At 72.6% G+C, this 23,795-nt stretch carries 19 protein-coding genes; 7 read left to right on the top strand and 12 right to left on the bottom strand.

The annotated features are described in order from the left end of the window. The first annotated feature begins 10 nt into the window (after window positions 1–10). On the top strand, window positions 11–1,117 hold the full coding sequence (locus tag ABZ818_RS12620) for a pyridoxal-phosphate dependent enzyme (RefSeq protein ID WP_361413196.1): 1,107 nt from the start codon (window positions 11–13) through the stop codon (window positions 1,115–1,117). A gap of 300 nt (window positions 1,118–1,417) precedes the next feature. On the opposite strand, the gene ABZ818_RS12615 is transcribed toward ABZ818_RS12620, so the two are convergent. After that, on the bottom strand, window positions 1,418–3,598 hold the full coding sequence (locus ABZ818_RS12615; protein ID WP_361413195.1) for an SNF2-related protein: 2,181 nt from the start codon (window positions 3,596–3,598) through the stop codon (window positions 1,418–1,420). A 252-nt stretch (window positions 3,599–3,850) separates the two neighbouring features. Here ABZ818_RS12615 and ABZ818_RS12610 point away from each other — a divergent pair, with 252 nt between their 5' ends. Continuing rightward, window positions 3,851–4,252, top strand: coding sequence for a cupin domain-containing protein (locus ABZ818_RS12610; protein ID WP_361413194.1), 402 nt, complete (start codon window positions 3,851–3,853; stop codon window positions 4,250–4,252). A 4-nt stretch (window positions 4,253–4,256) separates the two neighbouring features. On the opposite strand, the gene purU is transcribed toward ABZ818_RS12610, so the two are convergent. The 7 genes from purU to glyA are packed head-to-tail and all read right to left on the bottom strand — an operon-like array spanning window position 4,257 to window position 13,087. Further along, a complete protein-coding gene (purU, locus tag ABZ818_RS12605; protein WP_361413193.1) occupies window positions 4,257–5,171 on the bottom strand; it encodes a formyltetrahydrofolate deformylase in 915 nt (304 codons plus the stop codon). Between the two features lie 25 nt (window positions 5,172–5,196). Next, a complete protein-coding gene (locus ABZ818_RS12600) occupies window positions 5,197–6,573 on the bottom strand; it encodes an L-serine ammonia-lyase (protein ID WP_361413192.1) in 1,377 nt (458 codons plus the stop codon). Beyond that, entirely contained in the window at window positions 6,573–7,190 is a 618-nt protein-coding gene (gene soxG, locus ABZ818_RS12595; RefSeq protein WP_361413191.1) for a sarcosine oxidase subunit gamma family protein, read from the bottom strand. Before soxG ends, ABZ818_RS12600 begins: the two co-directional genes overlap by 1 nt. Then, window positions 7,183–10,101: a sarcosine oxidase subunit alpha family protein gene (locus ABZ818_RS12590; protein WP_361413190.1), complete on the bottom strand. Its 2,919-nt coding sequence runs from the start codon at window positions 10,099–10,101 to the stop codon at window positions 7,183–7,185. Before ABZ818_RS12590 ends, soxG begins: the two co-directional genes overlap by 8 nt. Further along, window positions 10,098–10,451 carry a sarcosine oxidase subunit delta gene (locus ABZ818_RS12585; RefSeq protein WP_361413189.1) on the bottom strand — a complete coding sequence of 118 codons (354 nt, stop codon included), beginning with the start codon at window positions 10,449–10,451 and terminating at the stop codon, window positions 10,098–10,100. The genes ABZ818_RS12590 and ABZ818_RS12585 overlap by 4 nt, the downstream gene beginning before the upstream one ends. A 12-nt stretch (window positions 10,452–10,463) precedes the next feature. Continuing rightward, complete coding sequence (locus ABZ818_RS12580; protein WP_361413188.1) at window positions 10,464–11,684, bottom strand: sarcosine oxidase subunit beta family protein; 1,221 nt, start codon at window positions 11,682–11,684, stop codon at window positions 10,464–10,466. After that, a complete protein-coding gene (glyA, locus tag ABZ818_RS12575) occupies window positions 11,681–13,087 on the bottom strand; it encodes a serine hydroxymethyltransferase (RefSeq protein ID WP_361413187.1) in 1,407 nt (468 codons plus the stop codon). The genes ABZ818_RS12580 and glyA overlap by 4 nt, the downstream gene beginning before the upstream one ends. A 99-nt stretch (window positions 13,088–13,186) precedes the next feature. Here glyA and ABZ818_RS12570 point away from each other — a divergent pair, with 99 nt between their 5' ends. The 4 genes from ABZ818_RS12570 to ABZ818_RS12555 all read left to right on the top strand — a co-directional run bounded on the left by ABZ818_RS12570 (window position 13,187) and on the right by ABZ818_RS12555 (window position 17,655). After that, window positions 13,187–13,858 carry a GntR family transcriptional regulator gene (locus ABZ818_RS12570; protein ID WP_361413186.1) on the top strand — a complete coding sequence of 224 codons (672 nt, stop codon included), beginning with the start codon at window positions 13,187–13,189 and terminating at the stop codon, window positions 13,856–13,858. 173 nt (window positions 13,859–14,031) lie between these two features. Further along, entirely contained in the window at window positions 14,032–15,399 is a 1,368-nt protein-coding gene (locus tag ABZ818_RS12565; RefSeq protein WP_361413185.1) for an MFS transporter, read from the top strand. 109 nt (window positions 15,400–15,508) lie between these two features. Then, window positions 15,509–16,738 carry a M24 family metallopeptidase gene (locus ABZ818_RS12560; RefSeq protein WP_361413184.1) on the top strand — a complete coding sequence of 410 codons (1,230 nt, stop codon included), beginning with the start codon at window positions 15,509–15,511 and terminating at the stop codon, window positions 16,736–16,738. 86 nt (window positions 16,739–16,824) lie between these two features. Continuing rightward, window positions 16,825–17,655: an IclR family transcriptional regulator gene (locus tag ABZ818_RS12555; protein WP_361413183.1), complete on the top strand. Its 831-nt coding sequence runs from the start codon at window positions 16,825–16,827 to the stop codon at window positions 17,653–17,655. Window positions 17,656–17,968: 313 nt separating this feature from the next. Here ABZ818_RS12555 and ABZ818_RS12550 read toward each other — a convergent pair whose 3' ends face one another. Beyond that, window positions 17,969–18,844, bottom strand: coding sequence for a polysaccharide deacetylase (locus ABZ818_RS12550; RefSeq protein WP_361413182.1), 876 nt, complete (start codon window positions 18,842–18,844; stop codon window positions 17,969–17,971). Beyond that, window positions 18,825–20,315, bottom strand: coding sequence for a cytosine permease (locus ABZ818_RS12545; RefSeq protein WP_361413181.1), 1,491 nt, complete (start codon window positions 20,313–20,315; stop codon window positions 18,825–18,827). The genes ABZ818_RS12550 and ABZ818_RS12545 overlap by 20 nt, the downstream gene beginning before the upstream one ends. Window positions 20,316–20,456: 141 nt before the next feature. Here ABZ818_RS12545 and ABZ818_RS12540 point away from each other — a divergent pair, with 141 nt between their 5' ends. Next, the gene (locus ABZ818_RS12540) at window positions 20,457–21,965 is read left to right on the top strand and encodes a PucR family transcriptional regulator (RefSeq protein ID WP_361413180.1); all 1,509 of its coding nucleotides are present in this window, start codon (window positions 20,457–20,459) and stop codon (window positions 21,963–21,965) included. A gap of 34 nt (window positions 21,966–21,999) precedes the next feature. Here ABZ818_RS12540 and ABZ818_RS12535 read toward each other — a convergent pair whose 3' ends face one another. After that, window positions 22,000–22,803, bottom strand: a complete 804-nt coding sequence (locus ABZ818_RS12535; RefSeq protein ID WP_361413179.1) for a class II aldolase/adducin family protein — start codon at window positions 22,801–22,803, stop codon at window positions 22,000–22,002. Window positions 22,804–22,823: 20 nt separating this feature from the next. Continuing rightward, window positions 22,824–23,795 (bottom strand): C-terminal binding protein, encoded by a 972-nt coding sequence (locus tag ABZ818_RS12530; protein WP_361413178.1) that lies wholly within the window; start codon window positions 23,793–23,795, stop codon window positions 22,824–22,826.

The following is a 23,795-nucleotide window of genomic DNA, read 5'->3' as shown; positions in this document are numbered from 1 at the left end:
ACCTGCGTGCATGACACCTCTGCCGGACCGCTACTGCCCCACCGACGGCGTCCGCGTGCCCGGTGACTCCCTCGCCTGGCGCTGCCCGACCTGCCACGGCCCGCTCGATCTCGACTTCTCCCCCACCCCGGCGTCCCTGAAGTCCCTCACCGGGAGGGTGAACTCCCTGTGGCGGTACGCGGAGACGCTGCCGATGCCGGCGCCCACGCTGTCCCTCGGCGAGGGCCGCACCCCCCTGGTGCCGCTGACGGACGAGGTCTCGGCGAAGCTGGACTTCCTGATGCCGACGCTGTCGTTCAAGGACCGGGGCGCGGTGCTGCTGGCCGAACTGGCGCTGCGCGCCGACCCGCGTCGGGTGGTCGCCGACAGCAGCGGCAACGCGGGCACGGCGATCGCCGCGTACTGCGCCCGCGCGCGCCTGCCGTGCACGGTGTACGTCCCGCTCGGCACGTCCGCGAAGAAGCTGGAGCAGATCGAGGCGCACGGCGCCCGCCTGGAGGTGGTCGACGGCAACCGCGAGGCGGCGGGCAGGGCCGCGCAGCGCGCCGCGGACGAGCCGGACACCTTCTACGCCTCGCACGTCTTCAACCCGTACTTCCTGCACGGCACCAAGACCTACGTGCACGAACTGTGGGAGGACCTCGGCGGGCGCCTGCCGGAGGTCCTGGTCCTGCCAGTGGGCAACGGCACGCTGCTGCTGGGCGCGGCGCTGGCGATCGCCGAGCTGTTCGGGGCCGGCCTGCTGGACCGGCGTCCGGCGCTGTGGGCGGTGCAGGCGGCGGCGGTCGCCCCGCTCGCCCGCGCCTGGGAGGAGGGCGCGGAGGAACTCACCGGCACGACCCCCGTGGCCCCCACCCACGCCGAGGGCATCGCCGTCCCCCACCCGGCCCGGGCCCGCCAGATCCTGCGCGCGGTAAGGGCCTCGGGCGGCACCTTCCTGACCGTGACGGAGGACCGCATCCGCCACGCCCAGCTCGACCTGGCCTCCCGCGGCCTGTACGTCGAGTCGACGGGCGCGGTCTGCTGGGCGGCGATCCGCGAGGGCGCCCTCGGCGGAAAGTCGGCGGTGGTCCCCCTGTGCGGCGCGGGCCTGAAGTCGGGCCTGGCCCGACCGTAACCCCGGCTGAGCCCGGCCTGCCTGGTCGGCCCGGCCTGCCAGGTCCGGCCCGGTCCTGCCCGCGCCCGCCCGGCGCGGGCCTCTCCGGTGGCTCGGTGGCTCCCCCTGTGCGGGCGGTGGACCGGCGGGGCCGGGCGTCGGCGGCCCGTGTCTCCCGTCTCGGTGGTGTCTGTGGCGAGAGACCCGTACGGCCTGTACGGCCCGGACGTTCGGGAGCGGATCGCGGCCGGCCGCTCCACGGGGCCGGCGTGGGCAAGGCGTAGGGCGCCTTACATCGGCACATCGATACCGTCGTGCCGGTCAGCCCGTTCCGGCCTTCGCGTTCTCGGACAGGCGCCGCTGTTCCTCCTCGACGATGCGGCGGGCGAGGCCGGCGTCGGAGACGTCGACGGCGTCCGGGGTGGCGTCGGCCATGTCGCTGCGCCGGGCGAACGCGTCGAACAGCCGTTCCTTGCGCACCAGGATGCGCAGCAGCCGGTCGTCGACGCTGTCGGCGGCCAGCATCCGGTGGACCCGGACGGCGCGGATCTGGCCCATGCGGTGGACCCGGGCCACGGCCTGGTGCTCCAGGGTCGGTTTGACCTGGGGTTCGCACAGGATCACCACGGAGGCGGCCTGGAGGTTGAGGCCGATGCCGCCCGCCTCGATCTGGGAGAGCAGCACGGCGTGGCCGGACGCCGCGGTGAAGTCGTCGACCAGCCGCTGCCGGCGGGCCGCCGGGACGCTTCCGGAGATCGGCCCGAACGCGCTGTCGCCCACGGCCTCGCGGACGGCGTCGAGCACGTCCCGGAAGTAGGAGAACACCACTGCCTTCAGCCCGTTCGCGGCGGCCTCCGCGACGAGTTCCCGCAGCCGCCGCAGCTTCGCGGACGTCTCCGGATCCGCGTAGGCGGCCCGGCGCATCGCCATGAAGTTCCCCTCGGCGACCGCCTCGCGGTAGGCCGCCCGGTCGGCGGGACCGAGTTCCACCCACTCGTCGGTGTGCACCAGCGCGGGCAGTTCGCTGAGCACGTCCTCCTGGTTGCGGCGCAGGTAGGCGGGGGCCACCGAGCGGCGGAAGGCGTGCGGTCCGGCGGCCGCGTCGGTGCCGCTGACCGCGGGCACGAGTTCGGGCCGGAGGTGGCGCAGCAGGGCGCGGAACTCCTCGACCCGGTTCTCCATCGGCGTACCGGTCAGGAACAGCACGCGCTCGCAGCGTCCGGTCCACACGGCGACCGAGCGGGATCTGCGGGTGTCCGGGTTCTTGACGTAGTGGGCCTCGTCGACGACGAGCATGCCCGGCGGAGTGCCGTCGGGCGCGGGCAGGGTGTGCAGGACGTCGAAGGTGGTGACGGCGACCCCGCCGCGCTCGTGCCACTCGGCGTGGGCGTCCTGCCGGTCCGGGCCGTGCACGGCGAGGACGCGCAGGGTGCTGCGGGCGCGGATCTCACGGGTCCAGTTGATGAGGACGCCGGCCGGGCAGACCACCAGGAAGTGGCTGTGCCCCTCGGCCGCGAGGTGGGCCAGGGCCGCGACGGCCTGCACGGTCTTGCCCAGGCCCATCTCGTCGCCGAGGACCACCCGCCGCTGGGCGAGTGCGAAACGGGCGCCGAACTCCTGGTAGCCGCGCAGGGACACCCGGCGGTGGGTGTCGTCGAGCCGCTGGGCGTGGACCCGTTCGGCCACCTCCGACGGGACGAAGCCCTCGCTCGCGGCGGCGTCCGGGCGCTGCTCGGAGACCTCGGCGAGCAGGCTGTAGTACTCCGCGGGGCGCAGTTCGAAGTCGACCCAGGCCTCGATGTCGGAGGCGGCCGGGCGCAGCAGGTCGGTGGAGGCCTGGGCGATCAGCAGGCGTACGCCGGTGGCGGCCGCGTCGGTGAGCAGTGCGCCGAGTTCGGCGGCCGCGGCCAGGGCGCGCTCGCGGCGCGCGCGGCGGGCCAGCGCCAGCCGCAGCCGTCCGCCGGCCGGCCGGGCCGCGGGCAGCAGTTCGGCCAGCCTGGTGTCCAGCCGCTCGGCCGTGTCCAGGGCGCGGCGCAGTTCGGGGCCGGCCTCGACGAGCCGGTGCAGGGCGACCACCAGGGCGGTGGTGCGGGGCTCGGGGTGGTCGACGTCGATGCGGACGGTGACGGTGTCGGCCACGGCCCGAGCGATCTGCCGGGCGGCGGCCAGCGCCCGGTCGGCGGTCTGCTCGCCCACGCCGGGCACCTGCCGCAGTTCGTAGCGGCTCGCCTCGTGCACCGCGCGTACCGTGCGCAGGCCCGCCGCCTCCACGGCGCCGAGGCGCAGCCGTCCCTCGGTGACGTCCCTGAGCCGTGCCACGGGGATGGACTCCAGCTCCAGGGCGACGAGTTCGGCCCGCAACGGCTCGAAGGCCGCGCGGACGGCGGCCACGGCGCCGGCATGGTCCGTGCGCAGGCTCCGCGCCGCGTCGTGCAGCCGCGCGCCCTGCTCGCGCACCTCGCGGACCCCGCGTCCGGCCCGCGGCGGAACCTCCCCCTCCACGTCACCCCCGTCTCTCCGTACCGCACGGGCCTCCCCGCCGTGCGGTGCGCGTCCATCGTGGCACGCGGCACGGGCACCGGACGGACAGCCTGGCGGCCCGCGGGCAGGACGGCGGTCGACGAGCGGCGAAGTGGGGTGCGTCACAGTGGCCGTGCCGGCCGGCCCGCGCGGGCCCACCATGGTCGTCCCGCCGCGCCCCGCGGCTTCCGCACGACCGCGGGACGCAGAAGCAGAGGAAGGCAGGAGACTCGGATGCCACCACGGAAGTACCCCTCCGCGCCGCTGGAGCCGCGCCCCTCGGGCCTCATGGGTCGTGTCTTCGTCCCGGCCGGCGACGGCCCCCGGACCTCTCCCGCGGTCATGGAATGGGAACTGCGGGGCGAGTCGTGGACGGACGAGCATCCGCACGACGAGTTCAACTACGTCCTGGAGGGCCACTTGTTCGTCGAGTGCGACGGAGTCACCGTCGAGGCGCGCGCCGGTGAGGCCGTTCAGGTCCCCACCGGTGCCACGGGCCGGTACTGGGCACCGGAGTACGCGCGCCTGCTCGCCGTGTACGGCCCCAACCCCGAGGGTCTTCCGAGCCGCGTGCACGAGCACCGGAGGCTGACCGAGGATCGGCCGGTCAACCCGCCGGATCGTCAGGACGGTTGAGCGGTCACTGGAGCACCACGGTGCGCCGGCCGTGGACCACCACCCGCCCCTCGCAGTGCCAGCGCACCGCCTTGACCAGTGCGGCCGACTCCACGTCCCGGCCGACGGCGACGAGGTCCTCGGGGGTGTGGGTGTGGTCGACGCCGACGACCTCCTGGGCGATGATCGGCCCCTCGTCGAGGTCTGCCGTCACGTAGTGGGCGGTCGCGCCCACCACCTTGACGCCGTGCTCGTGCGCCTGGTGGTAGGGCTTGGCGCCCTTGAAGCTCGGCAGGAAGGAATGGTGGATGTTGATCAGCCGGCCGGCGAGCCGCGCGCAGAGGCCGTCGGACAAAACCTGCATGTAGCGGGCGAGGACGACCAGTTCCACGCCGAGTTCGTCCACGATGCCGAGCAGCCGCTCCTCAGCAACTCCCTTGGTGGCGGCGGTCACGGGAAGATGGAAGTAAGGGATGCCGTACCACCGGGCGAGTGCCTCGTGGTCGCGGTGGTTGGAGACCACCGCGACCACGTCGATCGGCAGGTCGCCGGAACTGGCCCGGAAGAGCAGGTCGTTCAGGCAGTGGCCGTAGCGGGACACCATGATCAGGACGCGGCGCCTGGAGCCGGCCGGTTCCAGCCGCCAGCGCATGGCGAAGGGGGCCGCCACGGCGGCGAAGTCCCGGCGCAGGACGCCGGTGTCGTCCCCGCCGCCGGCAGCGGCGGAGGTGAACCGCACCCGCATGAAGAAGTGGCCGCCGCGGCGGTCGCCGAACTGCTGGTTGTCGACGATGTCGCAGCCGTGGTCCACCAGGTAGCGGGTGACCGCGTGCACGATGCCGGGAGCCTCCGGGCAGTCGACGGTGAGCACGTGCTCGACCGGAGGGGTCGGCGAAGCCGGTGCGGCCCGGGTGGCCGGGTTGGCCGGGGTGTCAGCCATGGCGACAGCAACTCCGTTCTGCGTGTCAGCACTCGATGACGTTGACGGCGAGGCCGCCGCGGGCGGTCTCCTTGTACTTGGCCTTCATGTCGCGGCCGGTGTCCCGCATGGTCTTGATCGCCTTGTCCAGGCTGACCTTGTGGATGCCGTCGCCGGCGAGGGCGAGCCGGGCCGCGTTGATCGCCTTGACGCTCGCGACGGCGTTGCGCTCGATGCAGGGGATCTGCACGAGACCGCCCACCGGGTCGCAGGTGAGGCCCAGATTGTGCTCGATCCCGACCTCGGCCGCGTTCTCCACCTGGGCGGGGCTGCCGCCGAGCACTTCGCACAGCGCCCCCGCCGCCATGGCGCAGGCCGATCCGACCTCGCCCTGGCAGCCGACCTCGGCGCCGGAGATGGAGGCGTTCTCCTTGAACAGGATGCCGATGGCGGCGGCGGTCAGCAGGAAGCGGACGACGCCGTCCTCGTCGGCGCCGGGCACGAAGCGCGCGTAGTAGTGCAGCACGGCGGGCACGATCCCGGCCGCCCCGTTGGTGGGCGCGGTCACGATGCGGCCGCCCGAGGCGTTCTCCTCGTTGACGGCGAGCGCGAACAGGTTCACCCAGTCCATGCCCCGCAGCGGGTCCGTGCCGTCCCCGGCGGCGGCGCTCAGCTCACGGAAGAGCCCCGGCGCGCGGCGCGGCACGCGCAGGCCGCCGGGCAGGACGCCCTCGCGACGGCAGCCGCGGTCCACGCACGCCCGCATCACCGCCCACAGGTCGAGCAGTCCGGCACGCACCTCCTCCTCGGACCGCCAGGCCCGCTCGTTGGCGAGCATCACCTCGCTGATCGACAGGTTCTCCCGGGCGCAGACGTCGAGCAGTTCGGCACCGGAGGAGAACGGGAAGCGCACCGGCGTGGTGTCGGCGACGACCCGGTCGGCGCCGGTGGCCTCCTCGTCGACGACGAAGCCGCCGCCCACGGAGTAGTAGGTGCGCGCGGCCAGTTCTCGGCCGTCCGCCGCCAGGGCCCGGAACACCATGCCGTTGGGGTGGGCGGGCAGGGACCTGCGCCGGTGCAGCACCAGGTCCCGGTCGCCGTCGAAGCGGATCCGGTGCTTGCCGCCGAGCAGCAGCGTGCCGCCGGCGCGCACCGCCGCGACCCGGTCGCCGGACCGGTCGGTGTCGACGGTGGCCGGGTCCTCGCCCTCCAGGCCGAGGACCACGGCCTGGTCGGAACCGTGGCCGCGGCCGGTGGCGCCGAGCGAGCCGTACAGCTCCGCCCGGACGCCGGCGGCGTCGTCCAGCAGCCCCTCCCGCTCCAGCAGCCGGACGAAGCGCCGGGCCGCCCGCATCGGGCCCACCGTGTGCGAGGAGGAGGGGCCGATGCCGACCGAGTACAGGTCGAAGACGCTGAGGGCCATCACGGCACCTCGGCGCCCTGGAACTCGCTCATCGCGTCGATGAGCCAGCGGGCCAGGTAGTCGGCGAACGAGGACCGCGGGAGGAGCCGGTAGGCCGTCTCGCCGGTCTGCCAGAGCACCACCGGAACCGGTCCGACCTGCGTGGACAGCGCCCGGCCCGGCCCGAAGGAGCGCGGGTGCAGGTCCAGGGCGCAGCCCTTCTCCAGGACCGCCCGGGCCGAGGGGCCGCTCAGCTCCAGCGTGGTCCGGTTCGCCGACACGTCGACGACCGAGCCCGGGGCGCCGGCGAGCGCGTCGAGCAGTTCGCCGAGCAGCGCCGGCCCTTCGCTCTGCGACAGCACGAGCCATTCGTCGGGGCCGAGCCACAGCGTGGAGTGGGGGCCGGACCGCGCGGTCGCGCCGCAGTGGCCGGGCAGCGGCGCGCCGAGCGCCGAGCCGATGCGGCCGGCCGCCTCGGAGGCGGGGTCGACGCGCAGGCTCACCATGGTGACGAAGGGCCACTCCTCCAGCGACACACCGCGCTCACCCGTCACCGTGGCGGCGCGCATCCGCGCCTGAAGGTGCGTCAAGGGGCTGCGGCGCAGCACCGCGGGTCCCGCGTCGGTCGGCTCAGCCATCTCGCTTGGTCCCTTCGGGGTCGTAGAGCACGGGGTCGGCGACCAGGACGGGCACCAGGTCGTCGCCGACCGGGGCGAGCAGGGTCTCGCCGATGCGGTTGCGTCCGCCGGCGACGAGCGCGAGGGCGAACGGCCTGCCGAGGGCCTGGCTGTGGTAGCTGGAGGTGACGTGCCCGAGCATCGGCACCGGCCCGTCCTGCGGGGTGACGGCGACGTCCGGCGCGACGATCTGGGAGCCCTCCGGCAGCCGGGTGCTGCCGTCGGCGGGCAGCAGGCCGACCAGGTGCTTGCGATCGGTGCGGGCGGTGTCGGGGCGGCTGTAGGAGCGCTTGCCGATGAAGTCCTTCTGCTTGGAGACCGCCCAGGACATGCCCGCGTCGTGGGGGGTGACCGTCCCGTCGGTGTCCTGGCCGACGATGACGTAGCCCTTCTCGGCGCGCAGCACGTGCATGGTCTCGGTGCCGTACGGGGTGATGCCGTACTGCTGTCCGGCCGCGTGCACCTGCTCCCAGACGGCGAGGCCGTACCACGCGGAGACGTTGATCTCGTAGGCGAGTTCGCCGGAGAAGGAGATCCGGCAGATGCGGGCGGGGACGCCGGAGGCCAGGGTGGTCTCGCGGAACGTCATGAACGGGAACGCCTCGTTGGACAGGTCCAGATCGGGGGCGAGCCGGGCGACGACCTCGCGGGACCGGGGGCCGACGACGGCGATCGTGCTCCACTGCTCGGTCACCGAGGTGCAGTGCACGTCGAGTTCGGGCCACTCGGTCTGGAGCCACTCCTCCAGCCAGTCCAGTACGGCGGCGGCGCCGCCGGTCGTGGTGGTCATGAAGTAGCGGCCCTCGTCGAGGCGCAGGGTCACACCGTCGTCGAAGATCATGCCGTCGGGCTTGCACATCACGCCGTAGCGGGCGGAGCCGGGCTTGAGCTTCTTGAAGGCGTTGGTGTAGACGCGGTTGAGGAACTCCCCGGCGTCCGCGCCCCGGATCTCGACCTTGCCGAGGGTGGAGGCGTCCATGAAGGCGACGCCCTCGCGGGCCGCGCGGCACTCGCGCGCCACCGCCGCGTCCATGTCCTCCCCCTCCCGGGGGTAGTACCACGGCCGCTTCCACTGCCCCACGTCCTCGAACTCCGCGCCGTGTGCGACGTGCCAGCCGTGGATCGCCGTCGTGCGCTCCGGGTCGAACAGGTCGCCGCGCTCGCGTCCGGCGAGGGCGGCGAAGGCCACCGGGGTGTACGGCGCCCGGTAGGCGGTGGTGCCGATCTCGCCCGGGGAGGCGCCGTCGCCGAGGGCGGCGGCGATCACGCCGATCGCGTTGACGCCGGAGGTCTTGCCCTGGTCGTTGGCGGTGCCGAGCGAGGTGTAGCGCTTGACGTGCTCGACGCTGCGCATCCCGGCGCCGGTGGACCGCCAGACATCGGCGACGGTGACATCGCGCTGGTGGTCGACGAAGTGGGTGTCCCAGGTGCCGGGATCGCCGACCGAGCCGTCGGGGCCGTTGCCGGGTGCGGGCACCAGCCACAGTGCGCGCACCGGGGCGCGGTCGCGGGCGTCGCCGGCCGGCGGGGCGGGGACGGGCACCGGGAACCCGGCGTCGGTGGCGGCCTGCGCACCGGCGCGGGCCCCTTCGGCGAGCGCGCCGTCCAGGTCGTACGTTCCGCGGGCCGCACCCGCGATGTGCTGGTCGCGCACCGTGCCGTCGGGGACGAAGGCGGCCAGGTCACCGTCCCAGCGCAGCTTCCCCTGGCGCTGGCTGTGCAGGTGCACCACCGGGCTCCAGCCGCCCGAGACGGCCAGCAGGTCGCAGTCGAACGAGACGGGCTCGCCGGTGAGTTCGCCGGCGTCGTCGAGTGCCTGGACGGTGACGCCGGTGATCCGGCCGTCGCCCGCGGTGCCGGTCACCGCGCTGCCGGTCAGCACCTTGACGCCGGTCGCCACGGCGACCTCGGCCGCCCGCCGCGACAGTTGGGGCCGCGCGTCGGCGACGGCGGCGATCGGGACGCCGGCCGCGTGCAGGTCGGCCACCGTGTCGTAGGCGCTGTCGTTGGTGGTGCTCACGACCGTGCGCGAGCCGGGGGCCACCGCGTAGCGGTTGACGTAGGTGCGCACGGCGGAGGCGAGCATCACGCCGGGGCGGTCGTTGCCGGCGAACACCAGCGGCCGTTCGTGGGCACCGGTCGCCAGGATCACCTGGCGGGCCCGGATGTGCCACAGCCGCTGGCGCGAGACGCCCGCGGAGGCGTCGGGGGCGCCGGCGCCGAGGTGGTCGGTGCGCCGTTGCAGGGCGAGGACGTAGTTGTCGTCGTAGGAGCCGAAGGCGGTGGTGCGGGCCAGTACGACGGCCTCGGGCGCGGCGTCGAGGGCCGCGCGCATGTCGGCGACCCAGTCGAGGGCGGCCTGCTCGCCGACCGTCCCGGTGCGCTCGGACAGCAGCGAACCGCCGGGCTCGGGCTGGTCGTCGAGGAGGATCACGCGGGCGCCGGAGCCGGCGGCGGCGACGGCCGCCGCGAGTCCGGCCGGGCCCGCTCCGACGACCAGGACGTCGGTGTGCGCGTACTTCTTGTCGTAGACGGCGGGATCGGGGTTGGGATCGAGCCGGCCCATCCCGGACAGGGTGGTGGCGGACAGCCCGTCGTACAGCTCGACGGCCGTCGCGGGCAGCATGCTCTCCGAGCACGGGCCGTCGAGCTGGAGCAGGGCGTTGGGCTCCTCGACTCCGGCGGAGACGATGCCGCGCGGGCGGCCCCGGTAGAGAGACGCTCCGACCTCGACGACGCCACTGGCCAGCAGGGCGGAGGCGACGGTGTCGCCGGGGTGGCCGGTCCACTGCCGTCCGTCGACGGTGAACCGCAGTACGGTGCCGCGGTCGACGCGGCCGCCGTGCGGCAGACGGAATTCCTGGTCGGTCATCGGTTCCCTCCGGCCGGATCGGCGGACGGGCGAAGGTCGCTCCGCCCGGCAAGCCCCCGAAGCCCGGGGAGACCGGAGGGATCGGGGCGGGGCTCGTCGAGCCGGTGGACGGCGAGCACTTCGTAACTGACGGTGTCGCGTACGACGTTGAACCAGCGGCGGCAGCCCGTGGAGTGCACCCACCGCTCGGCGAAGGGGCCCTTGGGGTTGTCCCGGAAGAAGACGTACTCGGCCCACTGCTCGTCGGTGAGATCCCCCGGGGCCTCGGGGAAGGGGATGTGGGCCTGGCCGCCGTAGCGGTACTCGGTCTCGTCCCGTGGACCGCACCAGGGGCAGTTCAGCAGCAGCACGGTGTCCTCCTCTCAGTGGGCCACGGCCGCGGCGCCGTGCTCGTCGATCAGGGCGCCCGTGGTGAAGCGGTCCAGGGCGAATGGCTTGTTCAGGGGGTGCGGCTCACCGGTGGCGATGGTGTGGGCGAAGGTCCAGCCTGCGGCCGGGGTCGCCTTGAAACCGCCGGTGCCCCAGCCGCAGTTGACGTAGAGGTTCTCCACCGGAGTGGTGCCGATGATCGGGGAGGCGTCCGGAGTGACGTCGACGATGCCGCCCCAGGTGCGCAGCACGTGCGCGCGGGCGAAGACGGGGAACAGTTCGACGGCGGCGGCCATCTGATGCTCGATCACATGGAACGAGCCGCGCTGGCCGTAGCCGTTGTACGCGTCGACGCCCGCGCCCATCACCAGCTCGCCCTTGTGGGCCTGGGAGACGTAGACGTGCACGTGGTTCGACATCACGACGGTGGGGTGCACCGGCTCGTGCAGTTCGGAGACCAGTGCCTGGAGCGGGTGCGACTGCACCGGCAGCCGGAACCCGGCCCGTTCGGCGAGGACGCTGCTGTGCCCGGCGCCCGCGAGACCGACCCGGCCGGCCAGGATGCGGCCCCGGCTGGTCTCCACGCCGACGACCCGGTCGCCGTCCTTGACGAAGCCGGTGACCTCGCAGCCCTGGACGAGGTCGACGCCCATCTCGTCGGCGCGGCGGGCGAGCGCCCAGGCGACGTGGTCGTGCTTGGCGATGCCGGCGCGCGGCTGGTAGGTGCCGCCGAGGACCGGGTAGCGGGTGGTGGGCGAGACGTTGAGGATCGGGCAGACCTTGGCGACCTCGTCCGTCTCCAGCCATTCGGCGTCGACTCCGTTGAGGCGGTTGGCGTTGACGCGGCGCACGCCCTCGCGGACGTCCTGGAGGGTGTGCGCGAGGTTGAGCACACCGCGCTGGCTGAACAGGAAGTCGTAGTCCAGTTCCTCGGGCAGCCGCTCCCACAGCTTGAGCGCGTGCTCGTAGATGGCGGCGCTCTCGTCCCACAGGTAGTTGGACCGGATGATGGTGGTGTTGCGGGCCATGTTGCCGCCGGCCAGCCAGCCCTTCTCCAGGACGGCGACGTTGGTGATGCCGTGGTTCTTGGCGAGGTAGTAGGCGGTGGCCAGGCCGTGGCCTCCGGCGCCGACGATGACGACGTCGTAGGAGGAGCGCGGCTCGGGGGTGCGCCAGAGCCAGTCGGGATGCTCCGGCAGCGGGGTGGCGGTCATCCGGCGGTTCCGTTCTGCTCGGCGGGTCCGGTCGGGTGGGCGGGTCCGGTGGGGCCGGCCGATCCGGTGGGGTCGGCGTTCGCGGTCCGGCCGTCGGGGGCGGTCCGGTCGGCGTAGAGCGGGAACTTCCCGGCGAGCGCGGTGACCCGGCCACGCAGCAGTCCGGCGCCCTCGTCGGTGAGGTCCTCCTCCTTCAGGGCGCGGGCGATGATGTCGGCGACCTCGCGGAACTCCTCCGCGCCGAAGCCCCGGGTGGCCAGCGCGGGGGTGCCGATGCGCAGGCCGGAGGAGACCATCGGCGGGCGGGGGTCGAAGGGCACGGCGTTGCGGTTGACGGTGATGCCGACGCGGTGGAGGCGGTCCTCGGCCTGCTGTCCGTCGAGCGCCGAGTCGCGCAGGTCGACCAGGACGAGGTGGACTTCCGTGCCGCCGGTGAGGACGGAGATCCCGGCCTCGGCGACGTCGTCGGCGAGCAGCCGGCCGGCGAGGATCCGGGCGCCCTCCAGGGTGCGCCGCTGGCGGTCCTTGAACTCCTCGCTCGCGGCGACCTTGAAGGCGACCGCCTTGGCGGCGACGACGTGCTCCAGGGGGCCGCCCTGCTGGCCGGGGAAGACCGCCGAGTTGATCTTCTTGGCGAGTCCGGCCCGGCTGAGGATCACACCGCCGCGAGGACCCCCGAGGGTCTTGTGGGTGGTGGTCGTCACGACGTCCGCGTACGGCACGGGGCTGGGGTGCAGTCCGGCCGCGACCAGTCCCGCGAAGTGCGCCATGTCGACCATGAGGTACGCGCCGGTCTCGTCGGCGATGCGCCGGAAGGCGGCGAAGTCCAGCCGGCGGGGATAGGCCGACCAGCCGGCCACGATCAGCTTCGGCCGGTGCGCGCGGGCCAGTTCGGCCACCTCGTCCATGTCGACACGCAGGTCGGACTCGCGGACGTGGTACGGCACGACGTCGTAGAGCTTGCCGGAGAAGTTGATGCGCATGCCGTGGGTGAGGTGGCCGCCGTGCGCCAGGTCGAGCCCGAGGATCGTGTCCCCGGGGTCGAGCAGGGCGGACATCGCGGCGGCGTTGGCCTGGGCGCCCGAGTGCGGCTGGACGTTGGCCGCCTCCGCGCCGAAGAGGGACTTGACCCGGTCGATCGCGAGCTGCTCGACGACGTCGACGTGCTCGCAGCCGCCGTAGTAGCGGCGGCCGGGGTAGCCCTCGGCGTACTTGTTCGTCAGGACCGAGCCCTGGGCCTGCATCACGGCCGCCGGCGCGAAGTTCTCCGACGCGATCATCTCGAGTGTCGACTGCTGGCGCCTGAGCTCCTCGGAGACGGCGACGGCGATCTCGGGGTCCAGCGCCGCCAGGGGGAGGGAGAGAAGGCCGCTCGCCTCCGTCGTCGACGGACTCGCTGCCATAGTGAGCACCACCTTAATATGCGACTGCTCCCACACTGATATATCAGTTGTGTGCGGTAACGTAGGACAGCCGACGGAACGGGTCAAGGGGGTAGCGCGATGGATCAGGCAGAGGCCTCGCGGGCGACATCCGAGGAGACGCTCACCCTCGCCGAGCGCGCGTACCGCGACATCCGGGACCGGCTGATCATGCTGGAGATCCCGCCCGGCGCCCCGGTGAACGAGGATCTGCTCGCCCTGAGCGTCGGCTTCGGGCGCACCCCGGTGCGCGAAGCCCTCAAGCGGCTCCAGCACGAACGGCTGATCGTGGCCTACCCGCGGCGCGGGACCTTCGCCACCGAGGTCAACATCACCGACCTCGCCCATATCTCCGAGGTGCGGCGCCAGCTGGAGCCGATGGCGGCGGCATGCGCGGCCGAGCGCGCCACGGCCGCCGACCGCGAGGCGCTGGGCGCGCTGCTGCGACGGCTGGAGGGCGAGGACACCCCCGGACAGGACGCGGACGCCCTGATGCGCCTGGACCTGCGGGTGCACCGCGCCATCTACGCCGCGACCCGCAACCCGTACCTCGAGGACACCCTCGTCCGCTACGACAACCTGGCCACCCGGATCTGGTGCCTGTTCGTGAACCGGCTGCCCGGCATGGCGGGACACGTCGTCGAGCACGGACCGCTGCTGCGGGCCATCGTCGACGGCGACCCGGACAAGGCCTCGGAACTGGCGCGAAGCCATGTCGTGGGCTTCGAGCGGGCGATCCGCGAAGCGATCTGAGCGCAATACTCCCCTCAGCCGCCGGCCTCAGGCCGGCGGCTTGTTGCGTTTGACGCAACAGGGATGCTCGTACGGAAAAACGATGAGTGAACCCCTTGCGCAGGTCCAGGACTCCACCTACTTTGTGCAACACCGTTGCTGGATATGCAACTCCATGTTGGGGAGTCCGTTCCATGAACGACCAGCCAAGCGCCCCGGTGCGGCCCCAGCCGCCCGATCCGCCCCCGCCGCTCACCCCCTCCGCCGACGACATGGCCGGCTCGCCCGCCGACAGCACCGCGGTACGCCGCCGCGTGGTGGCGGCCAGCTTCATCGGCAACTTCGTCGAGTGGTTCGACTACGCCGCCTACGGCTATCTGGCGGCGACCATCTCCACGGTCTTCTTTCCCGACACCGACCGCACGACGGCCCTGCTGGCGACCTTCAGCGTCTTCGCCGTCTCCTTCTTCGTCCGCCCCCTCGGCGGTTTCGTCTGGGGACACATCGGCGACAAGGTCGGCCGGCGCAGCGCGCTCTCGCTGTCCATCGTGATCATGTCGGTGGCGACCTTCTGCATCGCCCTGCTGCCCACATATCACGCGGTCGGCCTGTTCGCACCGCTGCTGCTCCTGGTGGTCCGGGTCGTCCAGGGGTTCTCCGCCTCCGGTGAGTACGCCGGCGCCTCCGCCTTCCTGGTCGAGTGCGCGCCCGCCGGACGGCGCGGTCTGTACGCCTCCGTGGTCCCGGCCAGCACTGCCTCGGGACTGCTGCTCGGCTCCCTGCTCGCGGCCCTGCTCACCGGGATCCTCTCCGAGGACCAGATGCACGGCTGGGGCTGGCGCCTGCCCTTCCTGCTCGCCGCTCCGATGGGCCTGATCGGCCGCTACATCCGGATGCGGCTGGAGGACACCCCGGCGTTCCGCGCCCTGGAGGAGCAGGACGTCGCGCGGACCCCGGCCAAGCAGATGCTGCGCGCCAACCGGCGCCCGCTGCTGCTCGCGATGGGCGCCACCGTGCTCAACGCGGTCGGCTTCTACATGCTGCTCAGCTACATGCCGACGTACCTGTCGGAGGAACTCCACTTCGGCACCACCGAGTCGTTCCTCGCCACCACCGTCTCGCTCACGGCGTACATCGCCTTCGTCTTCCTCACCGGCCTGGCCTCGGACCGGTTCGGCCGGAAGAAGATGCTGATCACGGCGTCCTCCCTGTTCACGCTGTGCACCGTGCCGGCGTTCATGCTGCTGGACGGCGCCGGGCTGCTGACCGTCATCGCGATCCAGGTGCTGCTCGGCGGCATGCTCACCCTCAACGACGGGACGCTGCCGAGCTTCCTCGCCGAGCAGTTCCCGACCCGGGTCCGCTACAGCGGATTCGCCATCAGCTTCAACCTGGCGAACGCCCTCTTCGGCGGGACCGCGGCGTTCGTCGCCACGCTGCTCATCTCCTGGACCGGCAGCAGCCTCTCCCCCGCCTGGTACCTCGTCGCCGCCGCGCTGGTCTCGCTCTGGGCCGTCCTGGCCGCGAAGGAGACCTCACGCGAGCCGCTGCGCGAGCACTGAGGACCGCCCCACCACCACCGGACCGCTCTTCTTCCCCGGTCGGAGGAGAGACGCCGGACCGATGAAGAACCAATGAAAGCCGACGAGAACCGACGCGAAGGAGTTACCCGTGTCCGCTGCCGACCTCGAGCGCCTGAAGCTGATCCGCAACGGTGAGAAGGAGCGACTGACCTTCTCCGACGCCGAGATGGAGCGCCGGCTGTCGATGCTCCGCAAGGCGATGGCCGAAACGGGCGTCGACGTCGCCCTGTTCACCTCGTACCACAACATCAAGTACTACTCCGACTTCCTCTTCACCTCCTTCGGCCGCCCCTACGCGCTGATCGTCACCGCGGACGACCAGATCACCGTCTCCGCCAACATCGACGCCGGCATGCCGTGGCGGCGCACCTTCGGCGACAACGTCGTCTACACCGACTGGCACCGCGACAACTACATCCATGTCATCAAGGAGACGCTGAGGGGGCGGGCCGTCACCCCGCGCCGGATCGGCGTCGAGCACGACAGCCTGCCGCTGGACACCCTGCGGAAGTTCGAAGCCGCCTTCCCCGGCGCGGAGTTCACCGATATCGCGCAGGCCGCCATGCGGCAGCGGATGGTCAAGTCGGACGAGGAGATCGCCCTGATCAAGGAGGGCGCGCGGGTCGGCGACCTGGGCGGCGAGGCCATCCGCGCCGCGATCCACGAGGGCGCCCCGGAGTACGAGGTCGCGCTGGCCGGCACCGACGCCATGGTCCGCGAGATCGCCCGGGCGTACCCGCACACCGAGATCCGCGACACCTGGGTGTGGTTCCAGTCGGGCATCAACACCGACGGCGCCCACAACTGGCCCACCACTCGCAAGGTGGGCCGCGGCGACATCCTGAGCCTCAACTGCTTCCCGATGATCTCCGGTTACTACACCGCGCTGGAGCGGACCCTCTTCTACGGCGAGCCCGACGCCCGGTCGCTCGAACTGTGGGAGGTCAACGTCGAGGTGCACCGGCGCGGTCTGGAACTGATCAAGCCGGGGATCAGCTGCGCGGAGATCGCCCACGCGCTCAACGAGATCTACATCGGCCACGGCCTGCTGCCCAACCGCACGTTCGGCTACGGCCACTCGTTCGGTGTGCTGTCCCACTACTACGGCCGCGAGGCGGGGCTCGAACTGCGTGAGGACATCGACACCGTGCTCGAACCGAACATGGTGGTGTCCATGGAACCGATGATCATGGTGCCCGAGGGCGAGCCGGGCGCCGGTGGTTACCGTGAGCACGACATCCTGGTCGTGACCGAGAACGGCGCCGAGAACATCACCAAGTTCCCCTTCGGCCCCGAGCACAACATCCTGGGCGTCTGACCGGGAACCCGACGGCACGCGGTGCCGCGCCGGCCCGCCGGGTCGGCGCGGCACCGCGCCGTGCCGTGCACACCGAGGGAGCACCCATGGCGGACAGGCGAACGGACCCGAGCCGCGAGGACACGGGAGCGGCGGAGAACCGGGGGATCTCCGTCCTGCGCAACGGGATCTCCGTCCTGCTCTGCTTCAGCGCGCGGGAGCCGCTGCTCGGGGTCACCGACATCGCCGCCCGGGTCGGCCTGCACAAGAGCACCGTCTCCCGCATCCTCGCCACCCTGGAGCAGGCCGGTCTGGTCGAACGGGCCGCCGATTCCCGGCGTTTCCGGCTCGGCCTGGGCGTCATCGCCATGGCCGGGCCCCTGCTCGCGGACCTCGATGTGCGCCGCGTCGCCCACCCGGTGCTGCGGGAGCTGACCCGGCGCACCGGTGAGACCTCGGCGCTGATGCTGTGGAACGGCTCCGAGGCCGTGTGTGTCGAGCAGGTCCCCAGCCCTCACGAGGTCAAGCACACCACCGCGCTGGGCACCCGGTACCACACCGCCGCCAGTTCGTCGGTGCGGGTGTTCCTGGCCCAGTTGCCCGGCGGCACCGTCCGCGCCCTGCTCACCAGCGGCACGCTGGTCCTGCCCGGGCTCGACGAGACGGCGGTCGAGGCGTATCTGTCCCAGCTCGACGCGATGCACGGGCAGGGCTACGCCACGAACTACGGGGAGGCCTCGTTGCAGGAGGCGGGCGTGGCCGCACCGGTCTTCGACCACCGTGGCGAGGTGGCCGCGGCCGTCCTCGCCTCGACGCCCCGCTTCCGCGTCTCCACCGACCGGCTGCCGCTTCTCGGCGAGGCGGTACGCACCGCCGCCGCCCAGGTGACCCGCCGACTCGGCGGCCACAGCCCGGACGGGCCACGGCAACGCGGGTGACCGCGCGGAACGCGCGCCGCCCGCCCGTGAGCCACCCTCACCGCACCGAACGCACAACACCGAACCCGCCGACCGCCCCGCCCGGCCTGAGCGGACCGGGGCAGCCCCGTCCAGGGGCGGACCGGACACCTCGTGCCCCTGGCCGGCGCCACGGTGCGCGGTACCCGCCGCCGGCCGGACGGCGGCACGGCAGCCCGGCGGCCACAACCCCGAACGCCCGTCCGCCGCAGGCCGAACGCACCGAACCCCCGGCGGTCCGCCCAGGCGGTTCCGCGGGAGCTCGGTACGTTCGCCGGGCGCTGCCCGGCCGGTGCTAGCCGTGGCTCGTGGTGAGTGAGTCGGGTGCCTCGATGCGCTCGATGTGCCGGATCTCCCTGACGGTCCCGGCCGTGTGGGCCGCGATCTGCTCCAGCGTGGTGATCCACATGCCGTCCAGGGCGCGCACGTCCTCGATCAGCCGTTCCAGGGCCGCCGCGCGGGAGGGGCGGCCGGAGATGAAGGGGTGGTTGGTCAGGACGAAGCAGCCGCTCTCGGCGTGGTGCGCCTGCGCCTCCAGCAGCCACATCTCGTGCACCTTGCGTGGGCTCTCGATCACCCCGCTGCCCGTCCAGCCGGGGTAGAAGGCGTACTGCTCCCAGTCGTCCAGGCCCCAGTCGACGGGGATCTCGACCAGGCTGCCCGCCGCCCCGGTGCCGCGCAGCCGGTACGGGGTGTCGCCGTCGAGCAGGCTGGAGTCGTACTGGAAGCCCCGCTCGATGAGCAGGTCCGGGGTGTGCCAGTTCATCTCCCACCACGGGGCCCGGTAGCCGGCCGGGCGGATGCCGAGCCGGTCCAGCGCCTCCAGGCCGCGGTCGAGGTACTCGGCCTCCCGCGTCGCGTCGATGCCCCGCATCGGCTCGTGGAGGTAGCCGTGGTGCGCCACCTCGTGCCCCTCGTCGACGATGCTCCGCACCATGTCGGGATAGGTGTCGGCGGTGAATCCGGGGACGAAGAACGTGGCCTTCACGTCCTGGCGCCGCAGCAGTCGCAGCAGCCTGGGCACACCGACCCGTGGGCCGTAGGCCTGGTGGGTCATCAGCGACATCCGCGACGAGGCCGAGGGGTCGTGCGCGAGGACGCACGATTCGGCGTCGACGTCGAAGGTGAACGCGGCGGCGGCGCGGCGGCCGTCAGGCCAGGGGAAGTTCATCGTCGGTCCTTTCCGGGACGGTGGGGAGGGCGGCGGACCGGGCCGGGCGTGCCGCACGCGGTCCGAGCACCGCGTAGACCGTCGCGCTGGTGACCCCGCCGGCCAGCCACGACAGGTCCACGCCGCCGAGGGCGACGGCGACGGGCCCCTGGAAGACCGGGATCACCCCGTACATGAACAGCCAGGTGGCGAGGACGCCGGCGAAGAACGCGGTGTAGCCGGCCCAGTTGGCGTCGGGCAGCCGCCGGGTGCCCACGGGGTCGAAGAGCCGGTCGACCTGGATCGAGCCGCGCTCGACCCGGTAGTAGTGGACGAGCATGATGCCGCCCCAGGTGGACACCCAGGCCACCAGTCCGACCAGCCAGGTGTCGAGGACGGAGGCGAAGTCCGACTGGTAGATGAAGAAGACCACGGCAACCATGGACAGCACGCCGACCACGCTGCTCAGCGTGCGCCGCGGCACCCGGATGTCCAGGGCCTGGGTGGCGACGGTGAAGGTGTAGATGTTCAGGATGTTGGTCGCCACGGGGCCGTGCAGGACGAGCAGGAGCACGGGGATGGCGAGCGCCCCGAAGTTGTCGACGATGAGGCGGCCCGGGTCGACGGAGCCGTTCTTGGTGGCGAGGGTGGCGCCGAGCACCCCCAGCCACACCACGGGGATGAACTGCCCCAGGGTGCTGGCCAGATAGAGCCTGCGCCGGGGCATGCCGGTGCTGACGAAGCGCGAGTAGTCCGCGGCGTAGGTGAACCAGGTGATGCCCCAGCCGATGCCGATCGCGGTCATCACTCCGGTCATGGCGGCCAGGCGCGCGCCGCCGGTGAGCACGTGTCCGGGCGGACCCGCGTACGACCAGTCGATGTGGAGGAAGAACCAGGCCACCACCGACATGGCCACCAGGACCACGATGGTGGGCGGTACCGTCCAGCGTTCGAAGGCGGAGATCGCGCGGTAGCCGATCCAGGAGATGCACACCTGGACCGCCATGATCACGGCCGCGACCGCGATCTTCCACGCGTGGTTGGCGCCGTGCGGATCGACCAGGCCGAGTTTGCCCAGCAGGGCCATGACGAGGTCCAGGATGATCCATGTGTTGACCGAGCACCAGCCGATCGCCAGGAACGCCTGGATGCCGGCGGGCAGATAGTTGCCGCGGCGTCCGAAGGCGGCGCGCCCCAGGACCATGCCGGTCACACCGGTGCGCTGGCCCATGAGCACGAAGACGCCGAAGAAGGCCATGCCGATGAGGTTGCCGACGACCAGCACGATGAGCGTGTCGGACAGGCCCAGACCGAGTTTGACGCCGAGCGCCCCCAGGACCCAGTTGATGGGAGCGATGTTGGCGCCGCACCAGATCCAGAACTGGCCGGACACGCTGTTGGTCCGGGCCGACTCCGGGACGGGCTGCAACGCGGCCTCGACCTCGGGGACGGTGGACGGTGGCGGGGACGAGGGTGCGGAAGAAGCAGACATGGGTTGACCCCCAGGTTGAGACGGCCTGTTCGCACGCTGGGGCGGGCCGCTTGCCCCGCAATCCTGGTGGTCCAGGTCACACGGAACAAGAAACGATCTGTCATACAGTTGTCCCGCCGTGCTAAACAAATCGTCATGCTGATGTCGCTTTCGCGGGTCCTCGCCCATCCGAGCCTCGCACCGGCCGAGCCCCGGGTCCTGGCCGGATCGCGGGCTCTGGAGCGGACCGTGCGCTGGCTCCACTCGAGCGAGGTCCTGGAGGTGGCGCCGCTGCTGCGCGGCGGTGAGCTGCTGCTGACCGGCGGCACCATGCTGGCCCGCGCGAGCGAGGGCGAGCAGCGCGCGTACGTCCGGAGCCTGGCCGTCCGGGGAGTCACGGGCGTCGCGATCGAGACCGGCGGCGAGCTCCGGGAGGTTCCGGCGCCGCTCGTCGAGGAGGCGGCCGCGCGGGAGTTCCCGGTCGTCGAGCTGCGGCGGGTGGTCCCGTTCGTGGAGGTCGCCGAGGTGATCAACGGCGCCCTGATCAACGACTCCGTGGCACGGCTGCGCTCGGTGGACGCGCTCTCCCAGGAGCAGTCCGAGCTGCTCGCCGAGGGCGGTGGCGTACAGGAGGTGCTGGACGCGCTCGTGCGGCACACGTCGGCGACGGCCGCCGTCTTCGACGCGAACGACCGGCTCATCACCGTCAGCAGCCCGCAGGAGGACCCGGGGAGCGGGCCCGCGCGGGAGGAGCCGAACCCGTTCGGCGGCATGGGGACACGGCTGACGATCCGCGGGGTCCCCGCGGCCACCCTCGTGCTCTACCCGGACGCCGACGCGGACGTCGAGACGCTGGAACTTGCGCAGGACCGGACGGTGGAGGCGCTGAAGCTGGCACTGCTGCGGTTCCGGGCGCCGGGCCCGCGGGAGTTCGCCGCGAGTGAACTCGTCCGGCTGGCCGCCGCGGACGGCGCGCATCCGCAGCGGATCCGCCGGCTGGGCGTGTCGATCGGTTTCAGCGCCGACGCGCCGGTCATCGGGGTGGCCGCCCGCGCCACCGGGCCGTCGGCCGAACTGCGCCGCCTGGACGATCTGCTGTCCCGCTACGGCCGGACCGCGGTCGACGTGCCGTCCCCGCTCGCCGTGCACACGCTCCTGTCACTGCGGGACCGCAACGGCGCCGCCGGCCTGCGGGCCCGGCTCGTCGCCGATCTCATCGAGTGGCGCTCGTCCGACCGGACGGCGATCGCAGTCGGCCCGCTGATGCCGGCCCTGGAGGACGCGGCCGTCTCGCTGGGCGCGGCGCTGGAGTGCGTGCGCCGCCCCACGCGCGCGTTCCGGGCCGGGGTGGTCGACGCCACCGAACTGAGTGCGGAGCGGCTGCTGCTCGACGACGAGCTGCGCATCCCGGCGGAGCGGCTCGTACGGGAACAGCTCGGGCTCCTGCTCACCCTGCGGCACGAGGAACGCGACCTCCTGCTCACCACTCTGGAGACGTATTTCGAGACCGGCTTCAACAAGACCCGCGCGGCGGCGGAACTGCATCTGCAACGCCAGTCCCTCTACGCGCGGTTGCAGCGCGCCTTCGACCTCCTGGGCGGCGATCCGACGGGAACGCCCCGGGCGCTGGCCCTGCACCTGGCGCTGCGCGTCCACCGCCGGCTCGTCTGACCGCGTTCCCCTGCCGGGGCGGTGGGGACGGTGGTCAGTCCTTGTAGTCGGGGCAGGTCCGGTCGAGCAGGCGCAGCAGCGCCGCCCAGGCGAGTCCGTACGCGTCGGCGTCCTCGAAGTCCGAGGTCGCCTCGCCCGCGAGCTGCTGGGCGGTGTACTCGCAGACCTCGGCCGGCGGGACGACGAGGGGGCCGCCGCCCGCCTGCGCGGTCACCTGGATCTCGCAGGCCTTCTCCAGGTAGTACATGCGCAGGAACGCCTGGGCCGCGCTCTCGCCGACCGTCAGCAGCCCGTGGTTGCGCAGGATCAGGGCGGGGTGGCCGCCTATGTCGGCCACGAGGCGCCGCTGTTCGTCGAGATTGAGGGCGACGCCCTCGTAGTCGTGGTAGCCGACCCGGTTGTGGAACTCCATCGACATCTGGTTGACCGGCAGCAGCCCGTCGCGCTGGGCGGCGACGGCGCAGCCCGCCTTGGTGTGGGTGTGCAGCACGCAGTGCGCGTCCTCGCGCGCGGCGTGGATCGCGCTGTGGATGACGAAACCGGCCGGGTTGACCGGGTAGGGGGTCGGCTCGACCGGGTTGCCTGACAGGTCGATCTTCACCAGGTTCGAGGCGGTGATCTCCTCGAACAGCAGGCCGTAGGGGTTGATCAGGAAGTGGTGGTCCGGGCCCGGCAGCCGCAGCGAGATGTGCGTGAAGATGAGGTCGGTCATGCGGAAGTGCGCGACGAGCCGGTAGACGGCGGCCAGTTCGCGGCGCAGCCGCAGCTCCTCGGCGGCCGGATCGAGGGCCGGCGCGGCCGGGCTCCGGGTGGCGGGTGTGCTCAGCAGGTCGGTCATGGGGGCTCCTTCGGGACTGTTCAGGCCTCGGGGTCGATGACGGGCGTGAGGGGACGGCCGGTGCGCTGCCAGGCGACGACGTTCTCGGCGGGCTCGCACACGTACGCGCGGTGCGAGGCGTCGGACAGGAAGGCGCTGTGCGGGGACAGCTGGATGCGCGGGTGGCCGCGCAGCGGGTCGTCGGCGGGCGGGGGCTCCACGGGCAGGACGTCGAGGGCGGCTCCGGCGAGCCGGCCGCTGTCGAGCGCCCGGAGCAGGGCCTCGGGGTCGACGAGCTCGCCGCGGGAGACGTTCACCAGCAGGCCGCCCGGTCGCATGCGGGCAAGCAGTCCGTCGTCGACCATGCCCCGGGTGCGGCCGGTGAGCGGGACGTGCAGGGACAGCACGTTCGCCGCGCCCACCAGTTCGTCGAGCCCGAGCCGGTCGACACCGGCCGGCCATCCGGCGGGGTCGGCCTGCGGGTCGTACGCGGCGAGGCGGCCGAAGACAGGAGTCGCGATCCGGACGAGTTCCCGGGCGATGCGGCCCATCCCGACCAATCCCAGCGTCAAACCGCTGGCTCGGCGCGGCAGTTCGGCCCTGGCGAAGTCGGTGGCCCAGCCCCCGCCGCGCACGACGGCGTCGGCCTGCGGCAGTCGGCGTACGAGGGAGAGGGCCGAGGCGAGGGCGTGGACGGCGACGTCCTCGGTGGCGGTGCCGGGCAGGTTGGTCACCCACAGGCCGCGGCGGCGGGCCGCGGCGGCGTCGATCATGTCGTACCCGGCCGACATGGTGGCGAGGACGCGCAGCCGCGGCAGGCGCTCGAGGAGGGTCTCGTCCACGCGTGCGTAACCGACGATCAGCGCCACCGCGTCATGGGCCGCGGCCGCGATGGCCTCGGGGTCGCGGCTGCCGGCGATCCGCACGGCGAAACCCGCGTCGGTGAGGAGCCGGACGCCCGGCTCCGGGTCCAGCTCGCCCAGGTCCGTGTAGACGACCACGGGTTGCCCCAC

The organism is Streptomyces sp. NPDC047453 (genome assembly GCF_040643155.1).
In the GTDB taxonomy this organism is placed as follows: Bacteria; Actinomycetota; Actinomycetes; order Streptomycetales; family Streptomycetaceae; genus Streptomyces.
The sequence above is the reverse complement of the archived record's forward strand: the minus strand, read 5'-3'. Positions and strand labels throughout refer to the sequence as shown.